General features: G+C 63.4%; 19 protein-coding genes. 3 read left to right on the forward strand and 16 right to left on the reverse strand.

Features of this window, described 5'->3' with window-relative positions:
* Positions 1-143 precede the first annotated feature (143 nt).
* The 10 genes from KUV41_RS09420 to KUV41_RS09465 form a co-directional block, all read right to left on the reverse strand.
* The gene (locus KUV41_RS09420; RefSeq protein WP_222485804.1) at positions 144-884 is read right to left on the reverse strand and encodes an ABC transporter permease; all 741 of its coding nucleotides are present in this window, start codon (positions 882-884) and stop codon (positions 144-146) included.
* Position 885: 1 nt separating this feature from the next.
* A complete protein-coding gene (locus KUV41_RS09425) occupies positions 886-1599 on the reverse strand; it encodes an ABC transporter permease (protein WP_222483341.1) in 714 nt (237 codons plus the stop codon).
* An 81-nt stretch (positions 1600-1680) separates the two neighbouring features.
* Positions 1681-2523 carry a transporter substrate-binding domain-containing protein gene (locus tag KUV41_RS09430; RefSeq protein ID WP_222485806.1) on the reverse strand — a complete coding sequence of 281 codons (843 nt, stop codon included), beginning with the start codon at positions 2521-2523 and terminating at the stop codon, positions 1681-1683.
* A 30-nt stretch (positions 2524-2553) separates the two neighbouring features.
* Positions 2554-3366 (reverse strand): amino acid ABC transporter ATP-binding protein, encoded by an 813-nt coding sequence (locus KUV41_RS09435; RefSeq protein WP_222485807.1) that lies wholly within the window; start codon positions 3364-3366, stop codon positions 2554-2556.
* 7 nt (positions 3367-3373) lie between these two features.
* Complete coding sequence (locus KUV41_RS09440) at positions 3374-4582, reverse strand: pyridoxal phosphate-dependent aminotransferase (RefSeq protein WP_222485809.1); 1209 nt, start codon at positions 4580-4582, stop codon at positions 3374-3376.
* Positions 4579-5316, reverse strand: a complete 738-nt coding sequence (locus KUV41_RS09445) for a class II aldolase/adducin family protein (protein WP_222485811.1) — start codon at positions 5314-5316, stop codon at positions 4579-4581. The genes KUV41_RS09440 and KUV41_RS09445 overlap by 4 nt, the downstream gene beginning before the upstream one ends.
* A complete protein-coding gene (locus KUV41_RS09450) occupies positions 5316-6239 on the reverse strand; it encodes an ABC transporter substrate-binding protein (RefSeq protein ID WP_409995794.1) in 924 nt (307 codons plus the stop codon). Before KUV41_RS09450 ends, KUV41_RS09445 begins: the two co-directional genes overlap by 1 nt.
* 247 nt (positions 6240-6486) lie before the next feature.
* Positions 6487-8190, reverse strand: a complete 1704-nt coding sequence (locus KUV41_RS09455; protein ID WP_222485813.1) for a 5-guanidino-2-oxopentanoate decarboxylase — start codon at positions 8188-8190, stop codon at positions 6487-6489.
* Positions 8187-8837 carry an HD domain-containing protein gene (locus KUV41_RS09460; RefSeq protein ID WP_222483336.1) on the reverse strand — a complete coding sequence of 217 codons (651 nt, stop codon included), beginning with the start codon at positions 8835-8837 and terminating at the stop codon, positions 8187-8189. The genes KUV41_RS09455 and KUV41_RS09460 overlap by 4 nt, the downstream gene beginning before the upstream one ends.
* Entirely contained in the window at positions 8834-9958 is a 1125-nt protein-coding gene (locus tag KUV41_RS09465) for a TauD/TfdA family dioxygenase (protein WP_222485815.1), read from the reverse strand. The genes KUV41_RS09460 and KUV41_RS09465 overlap by 4 nt, the downstream gene beginning before the upstream one ends.
* A 150-nt stretch (positions 9959-10108) precedes the next feature.
* Here KUV41_RS09465 and KUV41_RS09470 point away from each other — a divergent pair, with 150 nt between their 5' ends.
* A complete protein-coding gene (locus KUV41_RS09470; RefSeq protein WP_222485817.1) occupies positions 10109-11188 on the forward strand; it encodes a GlxA family transcriptional regulator in 1080 nt (359 codons plus the stop codon).
* A gap of 17 nt (positions 11189-11205) precedes the next feature.
* On the opposite strand, the gene KUV41_RS09475 is transcribed toward KUV41_RS09470, so the two are convergent.
* Positions 11206-12504, reverse strand: a complete 1299-nt coding sequence (locus KUV41_RS09475) for a TauD/TfdA family dioxygenase (protein ID WP_222485819.1) — start codon at positions 12502-12504, stop codon at positions 11206-11208.
* Positions 12505-12656: 152 nt separating this feature from the next.
* Complete coding sequence (locus KUV41_RS09480) at positions 12657-13640, reverse strand: GlxA family transcriptional regulator (protein ID WP_222485821.1); 984 nt, start codon at positions 13638-13640, stop codon at positions 12657-12659.
* Positions 13641-14190: 550 nt separating this feature from the next.
* Between KUV41_RS09480 and KUV41_RS09485 the strand changes: the two genes are divergently transcribed.
* Positions 14191-15159, forward strand: coding sequence for a GlxA family transcriptional regulator (locus tag KUV41_RS09485; RefSeq protein ID WP_206939479.1), 969 nt, complete (start codon positions 14191-14193; stop codon positions 15157-15159).
* Positions 15160-15194: 35 nt separating this feature from the next.
* On the opposite strand, the gene KUV41_RS09490 is transcribed toward KUV41_RS09485, so the two are convergent.
* Both KUV41_RS09490 and KUV41_RS09495 read right to left on the reverse strand, forming a co-directional pair.
* On the reverse strand, positions 15195-15869 hold the full coding sequence (locus KUV41_RS09490; RefSeq protein WP_222163741.1) for a Fe2+-dependent dioxygenase: 675 nt from the start codon (positions 15867-15869) through the stop codon (positions 15195-15197).
* A 130-nt stretch (positions 15870-15999) separates the two neighbouring features.
* Entirely contained in the window at positions 16000-16542 is a 543-nt protein-coding gene (locus KUV41_RS09495; protein WP_222485823.1) for a hypothetical protein, read from the reverse strand.
* A 6-nt stretch (positions 16543-16548) separates the two neighbouring features.
* On the opposite strand from KUV41_RS09495, the gene KUV41_RS09500 reads away from it, so the two are divergent.
* A complete protein-coding gene (locus KUV41_RS09500; protein ID WP_222485825.1) occupies positions 16549-17397 on the forward strand; it encodes a hypothetical protein in 849 nt (282 codons plus the stop codon).
* Positions 17398-17601: 204 nt separating this feature from the next.
* Here the strand turns inward: KUV41_RS09500 and KUV41_RS09505 are convergent, their stop codons facing one another.
* Both KUV41_RS09505 and KUV41_RS09510 read right to left on the reverse strand, forming a co-directional pair.
* Positions 17602-18975, reverse strand: a complete 1374-nt coding sequence (locus tag KUV41_RS09505) for a BCCT family transporter (RefSeq protein ID WP_261395992.1) — start codon at positions 18973-18975, stop codon at positions 17602-17604.
* A 150-nt stretch (positions 18976-19125) separates the two neighbouring features.
* Positions 19126-20073, reverse strand: a complete 948-nt coding sequence (locus tag KUV41_RS09510; protein ID WP_222485829.1) for an alpha/beta hydrolase fold domain-containing protein — start codon at positions 20071-20073, stop codon at positions 19126-19128.
* Positions 20074-20142 lie beyond the last annotated feature (69 nt).

Raw genomic sequence — 20142 nt, forward strand, 5'->3', positions numbered from 1 at the left:
GGGCCCGGTGATATGGCATATGGGCAACGTTGCCGGAGCGCTGTCTTCCGTGGTGAACATGCAGGGGCCCAGTTGTCGTGCTCAGGCTGCCCTTAGCCATTGTGAGCCATTGTCCGAGCCGCTGTCTGAGCCCCGCTTGGGTCTTACCCGTGCCTTGCCTGTACCCGCCAGCGACAGCGTCGTCGCTGTGGCTGCACGCCGGGGAAATGACGTTCCAGCTGCTGCAATACCAGGGTCAGAATGATGGTCAGCAACAGGTAGATGGCCGCGATGAGCAGTAGCGGCTCGTAGGTCAAGAACGTTTCGTCACGGATGATATTGGCGGCCTGCAGCAGGTCCATCATGGCGATGGTCGAGACCAGCGGTATCGATTTCAGCAGAAGAATCATCTCGCCGGTCAGGGTGGGTAGGCACAGCTGCACGGCTCTGGGTAGCCATAGGTGGACGAATACCTGCCATGGATGGAAACCATAGGCGCGTCCCGCCTCCCGCTCTCCCGGCGGTACGTTGAGCAGCGCGCCACGCAGGATTTCGCCGCTGTAGGCACCCACCGACAGGGTAAAGGTCAAGGTGGCGTAGAAGAAGGGATCGCGTAACAGGCCCCAGAAGATGCTGTCCTGGATGCCGGGGATGCCTTCCAGCAGGCGACCCACGCCGTAATAGAAGAAGAACAGTTGCACCAGCAGCGGCGTGCCGCGAATCACCGCAGTGACGCCGGTGGCCAGCCAGGCAAGGGGGCGCGGCCCCTTGATACGCGCCATGGCCATCGCCACCGCCAGGATCAGGCCTGCCACAGCCGATACCAGAAGTAGCCATAGCGTGTTGATCAGCCCTTCCACCAGATATTCCTGATAGAAGGGATCGCTCAGCCAGCTGAAATCCATGTCAATGCTCCTGAAGCTGGGGGAGGCCGCGCCGTGCGCGTCGCTCAACGGCGGCGAAAAGCCAGTTGGACGTCAGTGTCATGGCCAGGTAAAGCGCCCCTGCCGCGGCATAGAACAGGAAGTGAGCCCGGGTGCTGGCAGCTGCCTGTTGAATGGTGAAGAACAGCTCGCTATAGCCGATCACGCTGATTAGCGCGGTGTCCTTGATCAGAATCAGCCACAGGTTGGACATGCCGGGCAGGGCATTAGGCAGCATGGCCGGCAGGGTGACTCGGCGAAAGCGTGCCCAGGGGGAGAAGCCAAAGGCATCGGCGGCCTCAAGCTGACCGCGGGGTATGGCGCTGATGGCTCCGCGAAAGACCTCGGTCATGTAAGCGCCTTGAACGAAGGCCAGCACGCCCACGGCGGTCACGAAGCCGTTGATGGCGACCTGGCCGGAGAGTCCCAGCGCATGAGCCGCGGCGGTCAATGCCTGGGAGCCGGCGTAGTACAGCAGAATGATCAGCAACAGCTCCGGCACTGCTCTGACGCCGGTGGAATAGCCTGCGCCGATGCCGCGCAGCCAGGCTTGCCGGGAGAGCCGGCAGGCGGCGCCGACAAGGCCGAGCAGGACGCCTATGGCATAGGCCAACAGCGCAATCTCCAGGGTGGTGAGGGCTCCTTCAAGGATCGGACCCGCCCAATCGACGAGGCCCTCCTGGGAGGCGATAGACATGAAAAGACTCCTTGGCGTGGCCAGTTTTACAGCCTTGCAGCGGTCCCTGCGTCGCAGCAGGGACCGCCCGGGCCATTGACGTCAGCTGACGCAGACGTCGGTGCCGAAGTACTTCTCGGACAGCTCGGTGCAGGTACCGTCCTGATTGACCTGCTCAATGGCGGTGTTGACGGCCTCAGTAAGGGCATCGTCCTGCTGGCGCAGCCCGATGCCGACGCCTTCGCCGTAGGCCGCATGGTGAGGCGCCGTTGCCTTGATCTCGAAGTCGCCAGCTTCATCACGCTCGGTCAGTTCCACCATGGCGATCTCGTCGGCCAGAATGACGTCCAGGCGACCTGACAGCAGATCCCGGTTCACCTGTTCCGCCTGGTCGTACAGGCGGATGTCGACGCCGGTGTCCCTTAGCGCCCGACGGGCATAGGTGGCGTTAGTGGTGGCGCTCTGTACGCCCAGGACCAGACCATCGAGGCCCTCGGGGGGATCCAGCTCCAGCGAGCGGGCGGCGACATAGGCGCCAGGGGTGTAGTAGTACGGGTCGCTGAAATCGATGACCTGAAGACGTTTGTCGGTGATCGACATGGAGTTCATGATCATGTCGATACGGCCTGACTTGAGCGAGGGAATGATGCCGCTCCAGCCGGTCGGGGTGATCTCGCATTCCCGAGCCATCTGTTCGCAGATCGCTGCGGCCAGCTCTATCTCGAAACCGGTCCAGTCACCGTCTGAGGAGGTGTAGGTAAAAGGCGGGTAAGGTTCTGCCGAGATGCCGATCTTGAGGGGCTCGCCCGCGGACGGGTTGTCCGTCTGGTCGGTCGCATGGGCGCTGCCGATGGCAGCGGCACCGAGGGTCGTGGCCAGCGCGACACCCAGGCCAAGGCGGCGTGCGAGATCGACTGACGGGCGCAGGGAAGGGAAGACGGTCATGGAAACTCCTGGTTGTTGTGGGACGGGCAGTCAGGCGGCAGGGGCGATGAAGCGCCGGCAGCGTTCGTTGTCGCTATGTTCGAAGATGCGCTCGGGAGAGCCGGCAGCGCCGACCACTCCGCGGTCGAGAAACACGATCTGGTCGGACACGTCGCGGGCGAATGCCATTTCATGGGTGACCATCAGCATGGTGCGCCCTTCATCGGCCAGCCCGCGGATGACGCCGAGCACTTCATTGACCCGCTCTGGGTCGAGCGCCGAGGTGGGTTCATCGAACAGCAGGATCTGTGGCTCCATGGCCAGTGCGCGGGCAATCGCCACACGCTGCTGCTGTCCGCCGGACAGAAAGGCGGGATAGGCGTCCGCACGTTCGGCCATGCCGACACGCTCGAGATAGTGCATTGCCTGGGCGTTGGCCTTGCGTCGACTGACCCCCTTGACCCGCACGGGCGGCTCGCTGACGTTGCCCAGCACGGTCATGTGAGGCCACAGGTTGAACTGCTGAAAGACCATCGCCACCTTGGCGCGCAGGCGCTGCAGCTGGTGGCGGCTGAGGGGCATGTCGGTGTGGCCGCTGCGGGGACCTTGTGCGGTGAAGCGCATAGACTCGTCGGCGATGGTCAACTGACCCTGCTGCGGGCGTTCCAGCAGGTTCATGCACCTGAGCAGGGTGCTCTTGCCGGAGCCGCTGGCGCCGATAATGGTGGTCACAGTGCCTTCGGCGACGGATAGGGACACGTCGCGCAGCACGTCAACGTCGCCATAGCGCTTGACCAGATGCCGGGCCTCGACCACGGCGGAAGATGGCGGGGTATCGGTACAGTCTGAGGAAGATGGCGTCATAGGCGGCTCATGGGTGGGTGGCAAGACAGGCGTCGGCGAACTCACGAAGCCGTTGCGCGGCATCGGCCAGGGTGTCGGCCTGGTGGGTGAGACCCAGCCGAATGAAGCCAGCGGCCGAGGGGCCGAAGGCCTCGCCAGACAGCACCGAGATGCCGCATTGATCCAGCAGGCGATCAGCGAACTGTGCCGATGACAGGCCGGTGGCGCGAATGTCGACCATCACGAACATCCCGGCGTCGGGGCATACGGCTTTGGCGGCCTGACTGCCCGCCAGAGCGGCACACACGCTGTCGCGCCGAGCTTGGTAGGCGGTGTGCATGGTCGCCAGATCGTCGCCAAGCTGACCCTGCTCGTCCGCGAGAGCGGTGATGGCGGCGTCCTGAACGAAATCCGGGCAGCCGTACAACATGCACAGGGCCAGATGGCTGAGGTGCTCGATCAGCATCGGCGGGGCGATCACCCAGCCGAGTCGCCATCCGGTCATGGCATGAGACTTGGACAGACTCGAGATCACCACGCTGCGCTCGGCCATCTCCGGCAGCGCCAGCGGGCAGGTATGGGTGCCATCGAACATCAGCTCCGCGTAGACCTCGTCGGAGATCAACCACAGATCGTGCTGCTGACAGAGTGCCGCCACCTGCTCCCATTGTTCGCGGGTCAGCGACTGTCCCGTGGGATTGTGGGGACTATTGATCAGGATCGCCTTGGTGCGGTGGGTGATGGCCGCCGCCACATCATCCACATTCAGCCGAAAGCCCTGGTCCGCCTGCAGTGACACACGGGAGAGTGTGGCGCCGGTGGCCTGGATCACCGCTTCGTAGGTGACGTAGCTGGGTTCGGGCACGATGACCTCATCACCAGGATCGAGGAGGCATTGGGCCGCTGCATACAGGCCGCATTGGGCCCCTGCCATCACGATCAGGCGATCCGGCGTCAACTCGACGTGGCCAAGACGCTGGCTGCGACGGTAGTGGGAGACGATGGCTTCACGCAGCGCCAGCTTACCCTTTACGTCGGCGTAGTGGGTGGCGCCCTGGTCCAGGCTGTGCTTGGCGGCCTCGACGATACTGCGCGGCGTGGTAAAGTCGGGGTCGCCCACCGACAGTACCGTGATGTCCTCGCCATTGGCCTGGCGCGCCAAGGCTCGACTGTGGATATCCCAGGCGGCGGCGCCTTCGCCGGCGATTCGCTGGGTGAGACGGGAGACGCGAGTCATGGGCTGTCCTCGAGCGCGGGAGCATGTAGGCCCAGGCGACGCAGCTCGGCGCGCCAGGCGAGATCGGTGCCTTGTGGGCTGGCGGCCCAGGCGTCGTACTGTCGGGCGACCTTGTCGCACAGGGCATGCGAGGCGCTGACCAGGGGCCGCCCGGTGGACTGAGCGGCCAGCTGTGCCTGGCAGGATCGTTCCAGGTCGCGCATACGCAGGAAGGCATCGCCGACGCTGGTGCCAACCACCAGCACACCGTGCTGGCGCAGGATCATGCTCATATGTGGGCCGAGGTCGTCCACCAGGCGCTGGCGCTCGTCCAGATCCAGCGCGATACCCTCGTAGTCGTGGTAGCCGATGCGCTGATAGAACTGCATGGCCCATTGGTTAAGCGGCAGGAGACCCTCTTCGAGGCAGGAGACGGCCACGCCCGCGACGGTATGAGCATGCAGCACGCACAATGCGTCGCTGCGGGCTCCATGGATGGCGCTGTGTATCGTGAAACCCGCGGGGTTGATGCCAAGCCCGGTGGGGTCATCGAGCACATTGCCTCGCTCGTCCACGCTGATCAGGCTGTCGGCGGTGACTTCTTCGAAACGCAGGCCGAACGGGTTGAGCAGAAACCTGTTGGCGTCAACCCGTACCGAGATATGGGTGGAGATACCGTCGTCCATGCCATCCAGCGCCATCAGTCGATAGGCGGCCGCCAGATCCTGGCGCAGCTGTTGCTGTCGATGGTCCATCAGCGCGTGTCCTTGAAGCTTGCCAGGGCCTCGCCGCCGTCGCGGCTGGTGACGCCGTCAAGAAAGGCGGACACCTTTTCCGGGTGCGAGGCGAGCCATTCGCTGGCGACCTGCTCAAGGTCTTGCTGCTCCAGGCTATACGCCTTGATGAAGTCGCTTTGCTCCTGGGCGCTGAACACCACCTGATCGAGCAGTCGCGTGAGATTGGGGTTAGCCTCGGCGAACTCCTTGGCGACGACGGTCTTGACATCACTGCTGCCGTTGTCGGGCCCAAACACGTTTTCACTGTCGTCCAGGATGCGCACATCGTATTCGGGAATCATCCAGTGCGGGGTCCAACCGTAGAAGGCGATCCAGCGTCCCTCGTCCACCGCCGCCTTGACCTCACTCAGCATGCCCGGCGTGGAGGAAGACATGACCTCCCAGTCGCCAAGACCATGGGTATTGGCTTTAACGGCGGCGTCGATGAAATCGGTGACGGTAGAGCCGCTTTCGATGGAATAGAAGGTGCGCTCAAAGCGCTCGGCGTTGGCGGCGTCCCCGAGCTGAGCGGCGTCGGTGATGCCGGCGTCCGCCACGTAGCCAGGCACCGCAAAGCCCATGCGAGCACCGGTGACATTGTTGCCGAGGTCGATGATGGCGTTCGCTTGCATGGCAGCGTCATAGCTTTCCTGCTGGGCCGGCAGCCAGCCTGCCAGAAAGGCATCACTGTCACCGCTGGTCAGGGTCTTGTAGCCCACCGTGGAACTGACCTCCAGGCGCTCGACCTGGTAGCCGAGGGGTTCGGCAAGCTGGGCCAGGATCTCGCTCTTGACGGTGACCCCAGGCCAGGGCGGGACCACCAGGCGAAGACGCTCGTCCCGATCTTCCGCCAGGGCGATAGAGGAGGTGGACAGGGTCGCGACCAGCAGCGCTCCGGCCAGCCACGGCGGCAGTGAGCCGGCAGGGATTCCGGGGCGACGCGTCGGCAGCAGCAGGGATGTCGTGTGGTGGGTTCGGGTCACGGGGAACTCCTTCGTTATTATCAGGGTTTGCTGTCCCGGCCAGCTCAGGGCTGGCTAGGCGCTGATCGTCTCTGTAGCGGGGCCGTTGTCGCCGCCTTGACATGTGTCTACAGCGCGCCGCGGCCGGCACGCCAAGGGTTTTCCTCTGTCTCCTCGACACGTCTCCTCAACAGCCGGTGGCAGGCTGCTCCAGTGATGCTTGCCAGGCAAGGGCGTCGACCTCGATGACCAGCGGCGAGGCGGCCTGGTCCAGTGTTGTCAGGGCCTGTCGTAGCGCCTCTGGTGCGTTGACGCTGATATATCGGCAGGCGAAGGCATCACATAGGGGAGCGAAGGACGGCGGCTGCAGGTTGACGCCGATGTGAGCGACGCCATCAGCACTCATGTAGCGCCGGATTTCGTCGTAACCGTCATTGTTCCAGATGATCAGCACCAGGGGCTGGACCTTGTCGGAGGCATCGGGAGCTTGAGCAAGATCGCGCGCGGTGGCGAGTTCGCCGAGCACGAATTGCAGACCACCGTCGCCCACCAGGGCAACGACGGGAAGTTGAGGCTTGGCCAGGGCGGCCCCCAGCGCGGCGGGTAGACCATAGCCCAAGGTGCCGAACCCGGTGGCGGCATTGAACCAGCGGCGAGGCGCCGAGCGTCGAGCGATGACGTTGCCGGCGTACACGGGCCCCGTGGAGTCACCGACGATGATGGCCTCGGGCAAGGCGTCATCGAGGATATCGAACAGGGGCAGATAGGGCTTCAGCTCCGGGTCTTCGTACAGCGCCAGGTCACGACGAACCGCGCGGCAGCGCTCGGCACCCGCGCGGCGCTCGGCAGCCGTACGTAACTGCTCAGCGCACTCGGAGCGTGACGGACGACCAGGCGCCGCTGATTCGCTCAGAGCGCCGAGCAGCGCGTCTGCGGCGAGACCGACGTCGGCGACCATCGCCAGCTCCGCGGAGCGGTTACGGGCAAGCTGCTCGACGTCCAGGTCAACACGAATCACGCGGCCCTGAAGGGCGAAGCCATCGTTGAAGACCAGGTCGTAATCGGTTTCGCCAAGCTCGGTACCCAGGGCAAGCACGACATCGGCGTCACGCGCCAGATGGCGTACCGGTGCCAGGCTGGCGGTGGTGCCAAGATCCAGGGGGTGATGACTGCCGAGCACACCACGTGCATTGACCGTGGTCAGCACGGGAGCATCCAGGCGCTCGACCAGGGCCTTGACGGACGCTGCGGCGGAGCAGGCACCACCACCCACCAGGACCAGCGGCCGTTGGGCTTGATCAAGCCAGCGGGCGGCCTCATGCACGGCCTGCGGAGCCGGCGCCGGCGGGAAGACACGGATCGGCCGGCCTGGCGCGCGGCTCACTGGCGCATCAAACAGGTCGATGGGAATCTCGATGTGAACGGGCCCGGGCCGGGCACCCTGGAAGATGGCGAAGGCCCGCGCCAGTACTTCCGGAAGGGCCTCAGGGTCGAGCAGGGTATGACTGAAGCGCGCGACACCGGCAAGCGTCGCGCTCTGCTGAGGCATCTCGTGCAGTCGGCCCTGGCCCCGGCCCAGGGTTGCCACGCGATTGACGCTGGATATCACCAGCATCGGCACCGAGTCGGCCAGGGCCTGGCCCATGGCAGTGGCGATATTGGTCATGCCAGGGCCGGTAATGATAAAGCAAGCCGCGGGCTTGCCGCTGGCTCTGGCGTAGCCATCGGCCATGAAGCCTGCCCCTTGCTCATGGCGGGGTGTGACATGGCGCAGGCCGGCCCCCTCGAGACCTCGGTATAGCTCGACGGTGTGCACGCCGGGAATGCCGAACACGGTATCGACGCCATAGTCTTCCAGCAGCGTGATCAGGGTCTGGGCGCAGGTCCTCATGCGCGCTCCTGTGGATCATCCACGACGTCAGGCAGGCCGCCAAAGGGGGGGCGTTGCATGACCCGCTGAATCATCGGCAGAAACGCTGACAAGGGCAGGGTGTCATAGTCGGGATCGAAGCTGGTCTGATCCCACTCATCGCAGAACCTGACGGTGCGAGCGTAGGCTGGGTGGTCGCGATAGGCCTCACGGGCGTGTCGGTCCTGGCCAAAGAAATGGCGGTAGTGGTAGCCCTGAAACAGCTCATGATGCCGAATCATCCACACGTTGAGGGGATCGACGAAGGGTTCAAGGATCGCAGCCGCAATCTCGGCGTGGTTGGCCGGGGCCAGGTCGTCGCCGATATCGTGAAGCAGCGCACACACGACCATCTCTTCATCGGCACCGTCGCGCAGGGCGCGGGTGGCGGTCTGCAGGCAGTGTTCGTAGCGATCTACCGGATAGCCGTGGGTATCGCCCTTCAGTCGCGCCAGATGATCGAGCACGCGGCGGCAGGCGTCATCCTGGTAGGCGCGGAAATGCTGGTCGATCAGCCGCCACTCGGCGGCAGTGCTCTCATCGAAGCGGGCAAACGTGGCTTGCTCTGTTTGCTTGGCTTGCTCTGCTTGCTTGGCTTGGCTGGAGAGGGTGCTGTCGGTCGCTGTCATGAGGTGACTCCTGCGAGGTGACGGCTCAACACCAGGCGGCGGCTGGCGGTGCTGTCCCGATCGACGTAGCCCTGGCGCAGATGGCGCACGCCACCGTCAAGGGTGAACGAGGTGCGGCCATGCAACAGGCGGTAGTTGTCCATGATCAGCATCTCGCCTGGCGACAGCTTAAGGCGCAGGGTAAGCGCCTCGCTGCGGATCAGATCGTAGAAGGCCTTGCGCGCGGCGTAGTAGCGTCGCAACTCCTGGCTCTCCATGGCATCGACCCGTTCGGTGCGATTGGAGTAGCGCACTCTGACCACCTCGCCGTGGGGGTCACATTCGATCAGCGGCCCGCGGCTTTCCAGGTGGGTGGCGTCGTCCTGATAGCGAAAGCGGGGGCTTACCCGGGTGAGGCAGTCGAAGGCCTCGGGGTCTTGCTGTCGCAGACGGCGTGCCGCCTCGAAACCGTCTACCAGCGTGCTGTCGCCTCCCTCGGCGGCGTTGGTCAGACAGTGCAGCCAGATGTAGCCGGGAATCGGGTCACGATAGGGATTGTCGGTGTGTGGCTCGAGTCCGCGTTGGGTCATGGTCAGGTCATAGGCATTGGCCACCGACTTGACGTCGGCAATGCCGCCCCAGTTGGTGCGCCGCAGAGGGCCGATGCGATCGATCAACGGCTGCATGGCTTCGGTGTCGTCCGGTAGCCCTGACACGTGAACAAAGCCGAAGCGCTCCAGCTTGAGCAGCAGGGTCAGCAGCGCCGCGTCGCTGGTGAGCGCCTCGCTGAAGTCGACGCTGGAGGGGACCTCGAGAGCAGCATCCCACAGCTCGCGGGGCGGTGTGTCTGCGCTGCCAGTGCTGGCTGACCTGGCCAGCTCCGCAAGAGGGAAGCGCCCCTGCTGACCGTCGGAGAACGCCAGTGCCAGTTCGCCTTTCTCAGCGCTGGCAGCGGTCAGCGCCAGGTCCAGGGGCAGCTCGGCGGCCTCGATCAGCCGCTGACCGGTCTGGGGGTCGAGCGTATCCGCCTGTGGCAGGCGCTCGCGTAGCCATAGCGCATCGAGATGAAGCTGGCCGTTGGACAGGAACAGCTGTAGCTGGCGTCCATTGTCGGCAAGGGCAGGGGGCGTCTGCAGGATCATGGAAAACCGTCTCCGAGGGCCGTCGAACGTGCCGAGTCAGCGCCATCGAAGGGCCTGGCTCAGCGGTTTGTTCAGATTTTTCCTTAGGTTACTGTGCGGGTTCGGTTATTATTTGATGAAATTCGCCATCTTGTTGATCAAATTCGCCCCATGACGTCCACCGACTGGCCTTCCAGCCATCCCTATCCCCGGCCTGACTCACCCCCGCTGCTCAGCCCTGCTCAGGCCGAGCACACGCTGGACGTGTGGCTGGTGCCCAAGTTCTCGATGTTGACGCTGGTGTGCCTGCTTGAGCCGCTGCGAGTGGCCAATCGGTTTGGCCGGGATCTGTTTGCCTGGCGGCTGTTGTCCAGCGATGGCGAGCCGGTCATGGCCAGCAATGGCGTGCGCATTGATGTGGACGGGCGCCTGGCTGAGGTCACCGAGGCGGACTGGTATCAGGGCATCGCCTCCAGCGGCCGCCTGATGGTGGTGTCGTCCTATGAGCCTGAAGCGATGGTGACCGTGGATGACCTGCTATTGCTGAAACGCCTGTCGGCCTATGGGGTGTGGTTGGGTGGGCTGGATACGGCGCCCTTCATTCTGGCACGAGCGGGGGTCATGGAGGGCTATCCGGTGGCGCTGCACTGGGAGAGTGTGCCGGCATTTCGTGAGGAGTTTCCTGGGCTGGAGGTGCGCCCCGACAGCTATGTGTGGGAGGGGGCAAGACTGACCGGATCCGGAGGCTCAGCCAGTATCGACATGATGCTGGAGTGGGTGACGACCCTTTACGGTCCTGCATTGGCAGAGGCGGTTGGAAGACAGATTATGCACTCCCGCCCCCAGGGCGACGGCCATGCAGCAGGTCACATCGATCCCGTCGACAACCCCGCTGTGGGCGGCGGATTGCCGCGCCCGGTGTTGAAGGCCCTGGCGGTGATGGAAGCCAATCTGACCCAGGCGTTGTCGATTCCCGACGTGTGTCGGCTGGCAGGCCTGTCCCAGCGGCAGCTGACCCGCCGGTTCATGGCAGAGTTTGGCGAAACTCCCAAGCAGTGCTACCTCAATATGCGTCTGGATCAGGCTCAGCGGATGCTCGCGGACAGCCGCATGACCGTTACGGCGGCAGCCGTCGCCGTGGGCTTTACGCATCTGGCGCACTTCTCACGGGCCTACCGTCGGCGTTTTGGGGAAGCGCCCAGTGTGACCGCCCGGCGTGGCTTGGGACCGGGCGGCAGGCAGGACAGCTAGGCGCTTGCTAAAGGGCGTCAGGCGTCGCTGAGGCTGCGCTCTCGTTGACGACGCTGGAGCATACGATAACGGGAGCGGACCTCATCACGTTCGAGGTAGCAGCCCTGTAGCCAGCGATGCCCGGAGTCGCCCTCGAAGGCGTCGCGGGCGTGCAACAGACGCCGGTTGTCGAAGATCACCAGGTCTCCCGGTGCATAGGTAAAGCGCAGCGCGAAGCGGGACTGACGCAATAGCTCCTGCAGCGCCATCAGGGCGCGATAGGCCTCTTCGACCAGGTCGAAGTCCGTCATCAGCGGCCCTCGCAGGAAGTCGGCAATGCGCACTTCGCTGAGCTGGCCCTGATCATCCAGCACGATCATCGGCGAATGCCAGACATAGTCCGTGGTCTTGGCGGTGTTGGCGTAGCGCCAATGTACCTGGGTCAGGGTGGAGAAAGCCTCAGGGTCTTCCTGGCGCAGGGCGTCCGCCACCGCAAAGCCATCGAGCATGACCGCCTGTCCACCGGCGACGCTGTTTTCGAGGCAGTGCAGGCACTGCAGGCCAGGATGGTATTCCCGCGTGGGCAGATCCACGTGGGGAGGAAGCGCAATCGAGGTATAAGCGTTGGAGTCAGGGTCAGGCTTGGCGCGCACGTCGAACAGGGTGCCGAAGTTGGTGGCTCTTACCGGGCCGATACGCTCGGCAACGCTGGCCAGTGTCCCAGGCTCCGTGGGCAGGCCTCGCAGGCGCACCAGGCCCTTGCGCAGCAGTGACTCCAGTGCCGGCTCCAGCGTCGAGGCTTCTTCCGGGCTATCGATGGCGGTGGTGGTGAAGGTGCTGGCGTCCAAGGTGTCAGGCGCCGCGTCCGCTCCTCCCAGCCAGGTCTCCACGGCGACCAGTGGAGCCAGTGGATCCTTGCAGTTGTCATAGTCGTGGGCGCGCAGCCAGCCCGGATGAAAGCGCAGTGTGCGCTGTTCAGGACTCATGATCAGTTCCACGGCTCCGCTGTCATCGAGCCGCGCAGCCGCTATCTGCGGCCAAGCCTCCAGGCACGACAGGTCGAGAATGCGCTCTCGTGTGGCGGGATTGATGGTGCTGTCATCGGCGGCATTTTCTCTCAGCCAGATACTGTGGTATCGGCTGACGCGGCCATCCTGCCAGGTCACGGTCAGTACCCGAGAGTCGTTTGTCACCTCGGCGATGGCCACCTCTACCGGCCAGCTGTCGTAGTCGGGCGTCGGTGGCAGCGCCGACGGCGGTGTGGCGGCGGAGGATGCGGTGGTGGAAACAGAGGAAGTAGAGGAGTTAGCGGACGGTCGAGACGTCTGCGCGTGCATGGAGCCTCCTTGAGCTAGCCTGGACGAGTCGTCGGAAAGCGACGTGTGGGTGACGCACCCCAGCGGGCAGGCATTCAGCCCCCAGCAGTGGGTCACGACGATGGCCACAGCATGGCGCCGGTGGGGCTGAGGCATCGTGCAGAAGACGACAATTATCGTGCAGAATCCGACATCGGAGGGGTGGGCTGACGTCGCAAGGCGCTAGGCGAGGCACCGTGGTGTTGGCGAAAGGCGCGGGTGAAGCTCGAAGCTGAGGCAAAGCCGCTGGCCAGCGCGATATCCATGACACTGTGTCGGGTACTGGTGACCAGTTGATGGGCGAGGCTCAGGCGCCGCTCCAGGTACAGCTGCCCTGGGGTGCGGGACAGATGCTGCTGGCACTCCCGCTCCAGCTGGCGCTCCGATAGTCCGATGGCGGAAGCCAGCTGGGGAATGGATAGGGGGGATTCCAGGTGGGCATCCATGATCCCGATAAGGGTGGCCAGGCGTTGTGGCAGTCGCTCCTGGTAGCGGACGTCACGCTGTCGGCTGGCCGGCAGCCGCCGATGGTCATGCACCAGCTGCTCCTTGACGCGGCGGGTCAAGGCGTCGCCGTGGCGGCGTCGAATGGTGTCCAGTGCCAGGTCGATGGAGGCGCTGGCCCCAGCCCCGAAAAAGCCGCTGGGTGTCACTTCGTAAAGCGACTCCACCGCTTCTAAATGGGGGTGCTGGCGCCTGAATTCGGGCAGGCTCTCCCAGTGCAAGGTGACGGTGTCGTCGATCAGTCCGGCGGACGCAAGGCAGAAAGCCCCCGTATCCAGCGCCCCCAGGCAGGTGCGCTGCTCGCGACGTTCCGTCAGCCAGGTGATCAGGCTGTCATCGACGGCGGCCATGGGTTCAAAGCTGGCGCAGACGGCAAGGCTGGGCAGCCATGGGGTGTCCTCTAGCGCGTGCTCGACAGCCAGGGGAATGCCGTTGCTGGCATGGACCGGCAGCCCATCCCTGCTGATCAGGTGCCAGCGATATAGCGTCTCACCAGACAGTCGGTTGGCAATGCGCAGAGGATCGATGGCGGAGAACAGCGCCACCATGGAAAAACGAGGCAACAGCAAAAAGCCGATGGCTTCCGGACTCGGTCCCTGGTAGGTCAGGCGCACGACGGCTTCCTCCGCATCGCCTGGGCCTGGGCATGAGCCTGATGCCGACGGGGCGACGAGTCGTGAGAATGGGAGTGGAGCATGGCGCGCCGCCAGGGCCTCTCGATAGGATGGCGTAAAAGCATGACAGCGCAGACGACCCGGCTCAAGCCCGGCCCTCGCCTTGGGGCTGCGCGCTATGCTGGGGCTTGTACGTAAAGTGTCTGCGCTTGGTGATACGGTGTTAAACATCGGCTGGTACGCCAGCCCGGTTAACATGCTCCGTTACACCTCGTAAACTGCGCTTTCTCACCGATTTTTGCCTTGTCTAACCTTCGCTCGTCGACGTTTCGGACAACGCCTAGGCTTGGCGATCGGTCGCACACAGTAGAAAGCGTAAAGGAAGGTAGCCATGCAGACTTGGCCAGGCCAGGGGCAGATCCACATGGAGGCTAGCGATCAGCCCCATGGGCGGGGCAAGGACGGCCACCCTGACGAGGGCCAGGGGCATCATCCTCGCGCTGACACCACCGCTGATACCACCACTGATGGCTCAGGCGACAACGAGCCCATGTTCTCGGCATCGACCACCAGCGAACGCATGGGTTTTCTGTTATTGCCCCAGTTTTCGATGATGGCGTTCTTCTCGGCGGTAGAGCCCTTGCGCATCGCTAACCGGATTGCCGGTCGTCCGCTCTACGAGTGGACGGTGATTGGGCTATCTGGTGATCCTGTCACCGCCAGCAATGGCATGACGCTGATGGTGGACCATGCTATCGACCAGGTGCGCCATTTGCCGTCGTTGGCGGTGTGCAGCGGGTTTGATCCCGAGCAGTGGATCGGTCGTGGTCTGAGTGCCTGGCTCAACCGCCTGGACCAAGGGGGCTGTCGTATCGGGGCCCTCGACACCGGTGCGGTGGTGCTGGCCGAGGCCGGGTTGCTGGCCGGGGAGACCGTCACGCTGCATTGGGAGACGCTACCGGCCTTCAACGAGCGTTATCCCACCATTCGCACCTGCGATGAGCTCTTCCTGCTCGGCCAACGACGTTTTTTCTGTGCTGGTGGGGCTGCTGCCATGGACATGACCCTGGAGATGATCGCCAGGCAGCATGGGATGGCGCTGGCGGTAGACGTGTCGGAGCAGCTGATTCACGACCGTTTGCGGTCCCGTACCGACCAGCAGCGCATGAGCCTGGTGCGTCGACTGGGGACCCACCAGCCACGCTTGATCGATGCCGTGTCACTGATGGAGAGTCATCTAGAGGCACCCCTTGAGCTTGCCGAGATTGCGCGGCGCAGTCAGATCTCGTTGCGTCAGCTGCAGCGCCTGTTCGCCGACGAGTTAGGGGAGTCGCCCACCGGCTACTATCTGGGACTGCGGCTGAACCGTGCCGCGTCACTGCTCAAGGACACCGATCTGGACGTGCTCGCCATCGGGCTAAGCTGCGGCTTTGGCTCCGCCTCGAGTTTCAGCCGTGCCTTTCGGCGCCACTATGGTTGTTCACCCCTGAGCTATCGACGCCAGGACGAGAGCAGCTGACGCCAGTGGATGGGGCATAGCCCTGGTGCAGGGGATCAGATGTCGGCCCACATGCGCAGCAGGTTGGCCAGGCTCTTGGAAATGGCGTCAAAGTCAGCGGTCTTGCCATCGCGTTCAAATATCTGGCGCCGGGTGGTGTCCAGGTCAAACAAGATCTCCCGTTGTTCCGGCTGACGCACCTGGCTTTGCAGCCATCCCACCGCGGCCAGTCGCTCACCCCGGGTCACAGGGTCCACCCGGTGCAGGGTCGACGACGGATAGAGGATCATGGAGCCCGCCGGTAACTTGTAGCGCTGCTCACCCTGGGGGGTGTCCATGATCAACTCACCCCCATCGTAGTGGGCTGGCTCCTCCAGAAAGAGGGTGAAGGACAGGTCGGTACGCATGGGCCCCTGGGGCGTGGGCATGACCGCATCATCGACATGGTTGCCGTAGGTCATGCCCTGCTGATAACGACTGAACATCACCGGCTTCATGCGTCGGGGCCTGGCGGCGATCTGAAACAGCGTGTGGTTGGCCAACGTCTTCATGACATCGTCGCGCAGGCTGGCGATGGCAGGGTCCTGGCCGCTCGCCTGCTGATTCTGTTTCACCGTGCGTGCGTGCCAGCCCGCTGTTTCCTTGCCGTCGCGGAAACGGGCTTCGCCCAGGGTCTGGCGAATGCGTGCCAGCAGCTCGTTGGAGAGCACTTGGTCGATACATAGAATCATCGTTGCCCCTCGCAAATGGTGAATTGTACCCTAGTGTTAATCATTTGCATTACACTTGGTCACATGTCGCGTCCAGGATCGTCATGGACCATTGGCGGAACCTGCCGCCACCCTTAGCGCGCGTAGCCCCCTAGATGGCAACAGGCGCGTAAAACCGACAGCAGCCACAACGAGGATGTTCATCATGACCCAAGAGACCCGCACCAAACTGTGGATCGGTGTAGGCACCAGCCTTTTGCTCGGAACCGGCGCCGCCTGGGCCGATCATCATGGCGACGAGGAAATGACGCAAGACGGCGTTGTGCACGAAGCGGGGCAAGCTGGCCACGGCGGCGAAGGTGGTGAAGGCGGAGAGCACGGCCACGGCGGCGAAGGTGGTGAAGGCGGAGAGCACGGCCACGGCGGTGAAGGTGGCGAAGGTGGCGAAGGTGGAGAGCACGGCCACGGCGGTGAAGGTGGCGAACACGGCCACGGTGGTGAAGGTGGTGAAGGTGGCGAGCACGGCCACGGCGGCGAAGGTGGCGAAGGTGGCGAACACGGCCACGGTGGCGAAGGTGGTGAAGGCGGAGAACACGGCCACGGTGGTGAAGGTGGTGAAGGTGGCGAGCACGGCCACGGTGGTGAAGGCGGCGAAGGTGGAGAGCACGGCCACGGCGGCGAAGGCGGCGAGCACGGCTCCTTGGCTAGTGACCCCTACGCGGTATTTGCCTATTTAACTGCTACTGCCGGCGGTGAAGGCGGTGAAGGCGGTGAAGGCGGTGAAGGCGGTGAAGGTGGTGAAGGCGGTGAAGGCGGTGAAGGTGGTGAAGGTGGTGAAGGCGGTGAAGGCGGTGAAGGTGGTGAAGGCGGTGAGGGTGGTGAAGGTGGTGAAGGCGGCGAGCATGGCCACGTAGACGCGGCCAATCCTGGTATCTACACCACAGAACTCGCCCTGATGCTGGGGCACCTTCAGGTGGCCAAGGAGCTCTACACCGAAGGCGCAAAGACCGCTTCCTACCCGCATTTCGGTCATCCCTACCATGAGGTCTATCCGGGCATCGCCAAGGCGTTGGAGACCCGCGGAATCGAGGCCTTCGACGAGACCTTGGAAGACTTTTCTGGCCAGGTCCAGCAGGGCGGAGACTGGAGCGAATACGAGGCAGAGTATGAGTCGCTGCGCGCTACCATCGTGGCCGCCATGGGCGACGTGGACGATGAACTCGAGAAGGATGCTGGCTTCCAGGCCAAGGTCCAGCTGGCGCTGTTGCAGACTGCGCTGCACGAGTACGAAGAAGCGGTCGACGACGGTGAGTTCGTCAATGTAGTGGAGTATCAGGATGGCCGTGGATTTGTGCTGACGGCCCGTGAGTCGTTGGAGCGCCACGCCGAGCTGTTTCGCGAAGCAGGCGCTTATGCTGCCCTGGAGGAGGGCTACGAGGGCTTGCTGAAGGCCTGGCCGAGTGCCAAGGCGCCTGCGTCACCGGTTATGAGCGTGGGCGAGCTATCCGCCGCCATGTTCCCGCTCGAGGCTGAGCTGGGCAAGTTCTAATGGCGCTTTGCCGCTAGCGCCTGAGTGAAGGTGTTAGCCAGAGTGCTACAGGGCGCCATGGCACTCGCCATAGGCTGCAGACAGGGCCTGACATCAGGCCCTGTCTGCGTACACGCTGCTCTAACTTGTCACCTGGGCCTTGTAGACTTCGGGTTCCAGGTCCCGGGCTCCTCACGCCGTTCGGCTGATGACGTCAGCGCTTGCTTAGTCGTCGCCCTGAATGGGCAAGGGGGTGTGCTGGCCTCGAAGGCGTAGCAAGAAGGCCGCTACCAGCGCAAAGATGCCAAAGGCCACCGGAATGGCCGCGACGGAAATCAGGGTCAGGATGACCTTGAAGATGTCACCTTCCAGCCAGTTGATCACGATCGCCAGCAATGACATGGCCACGATCCAGAACGCTCTGGAGCGTTTGACGGTCAGCATTTCGCAGACCAGGCCAGCGGAATCCGCGCTGGTGACGAAGAACAGCAGGATGTTCAGGGCCAGAATGGCCGAAAGAATGCCATGGCTATCCAGGGTGGCCATCAGCGCAAAGACGTCCTCTGAGCCTGTTGCCAATCCGCCGAGGCCGAAGGTCGTAAACCACAGACACGAGAATAGGCTCGGCACCAGCATGACGCCTAGCACGAGTTGGCGGAGCGTACGCCCCTTGGAGATGCGGGCGATAAACACCCCGGTGAAGATGAACCAACCGTACCAGGCAGCCTCGAAGGCATATAGCCAATCCGCGAGCCAGGCCTTGCGCTCAGGATCTCCCAGGCCAATATCGGTCGCCATCAGCGGATATTTCACCAGGTATTCCGGCAACAGGCGCGCCAGGGTCGAAACGATGTCCCAGGGGGATGTCAGCAGTAACACGCTGGTCAACAGTATCAGCGCGAATAACGTGTTGTAGTTGCTTAGCCATTTGATGCCCCGCTTGAGCCCCGAGGCACTCGAGGCGATGGCAAAGATGGCCAGCACACTGATGATCAAGGTTGGACTGGCCTGGATGCCAAAGAACTGCTCCAGGCTTTGCTTGAGGGGATCGGTGGCATAGGAGAACGTCAGCGAAAGCCCGATCACGGTGGAAACGACCAGGCTCACCAGGTTCAACTTGCTGAGGAAACCGCCTCCCAGCAAGGTCTCGGCAGGTTTCTCGATCCTCAGGTTGTACATGCAGTGGGCAAAGATGACGCCGATGGCAAGATAGCCTGCCCAGGCCAGTAGCCCCCAGTGATTGAACGCATATAGCAGTGCTTGATCCGAACTGTTCCCGGCCTCGACGTGATAGCGAGGCTCCAGCACTCCCCAGGTGACCAATCCAATACCCATGCCGGTGGCGAAAAGCATGCCTAGCCAGGCGAGCGTCGAAAATTCAGGCGGCTCATCACCGAATTTCAAGCGGCCCAGTGGGGTAAACATCAGGACGACAAACACGATGGAGGCAATAAAGGCCGGGTAGGTGAAGATGAAGCCCAGGTTACCGATGACATTGACCTTGATGACATCAAGGATGGTCTGAAAGCTACCTGGGGCGATGGCAGCAAAGGCAATAAGCGTAATGACGGTGACCACGGTGGCCACCAATGTGGACATGTTCTGTTTCATTGGTGTCTCGTTGTCTTATTGAAAAAGGAGGGACGGCGATCGATCGGTGGGAACCTCGCTGGAGTGGAGTGATAACGTCGTGATTGTGCTGCTTCTAACCCGATAAATGCTTATGAATCAGAGGGGTAGAGAGGCACTTCAACGCAAAGAATAGTCTAGGTGTCGCTTGCCGAGGTGACACGCGAGAGCACGACAGAACCCACGCCAGGTGATCGACATCGGTGCAAGCTGCGCATGGGCGTGAAGCGCCCCGTGAAACATCCCCTCTGCCGTATGCAGGCCAACCTGCCGCCGCTGCTGACGCCATTGGTCCAGCGTCGCCAGTATCGCTGGGGTCAGGGGGTCGTGTTCCACGACCAGGCATTCCACTGTGCTGCTGACCGGGGGAGCGTCGCCCACGCGGGCAGCGTCGGAGGCAATCATCGCCCATGCGGCCTGGGCGTCCCGACGACTCAGCAAGGGCGCATCGGGTCCAAGAGATGTCTCGGACATGTCACCGAGAAGCGGATAGATCATGCCGAGCGGATGCGGGTCCTTGGCGGCACGAGCCACGTCCAGCACCAGGCGACCTCCTGCGCTGTCCCCCACCATGGCACAGGGCTGAAGCCAGCGGCGCACCCGATCGACGTCGTCGAGCTGGTCGCTGTAGCGTGTCTCGGGCATAAGTCGATACTGCACACTTACCACCTCTCGCCCGAGTGCTTCGGCAAGGCCTGCTGCGACGCCCTGGTGGCTGTCCAGCGAGCCGATGGTGAAGCCGCCACCATGGACGTAGAGCACGGTCTGCTGACCAGTATCGGCGTGGGCGTGGGCGTGGGCGTGGTCGTGGGCGTGAGAAAGAACGCTGTCTCTTCCTTCCACTCTCCCACTCGCTGTCCCTCTCTCCTTCCCTCTCACTCTCCCTGGCCGATATCGGCGCACGGGTACTCCAGCGATCCGCTCGTCGGTAATCCGCATGGTGGTGGGCAACGGCGTGGCGAAACTGGCGCAGAGCCGATCGTAGTCGCCTCTGGCCAGGGCGAGGGGCCTTGATGCCATGGCGTCGAGACCATGTTGGAAGCGCTTGGCAAAGTCGTCGATCGTCATCGCTACATCCGGATCCCGCCCGGCGTCGCCGAGCATTCCTGGTGGATGGCGCCCTGGCCCGAGCTGGTC

The sequence above is a fragment of the Halomonas sp. DP8Y7-1 genome (genome assembly GCF_019801685.1).
In the GTDB taxonomy this organism is placed as follows: domain Bacteria; phylum Pseudomonadota; class Gammaproteobacteria; order Pseudomonadales; family Halomonadaceae; genus Halomonas; species Halomonas litopenaei_A.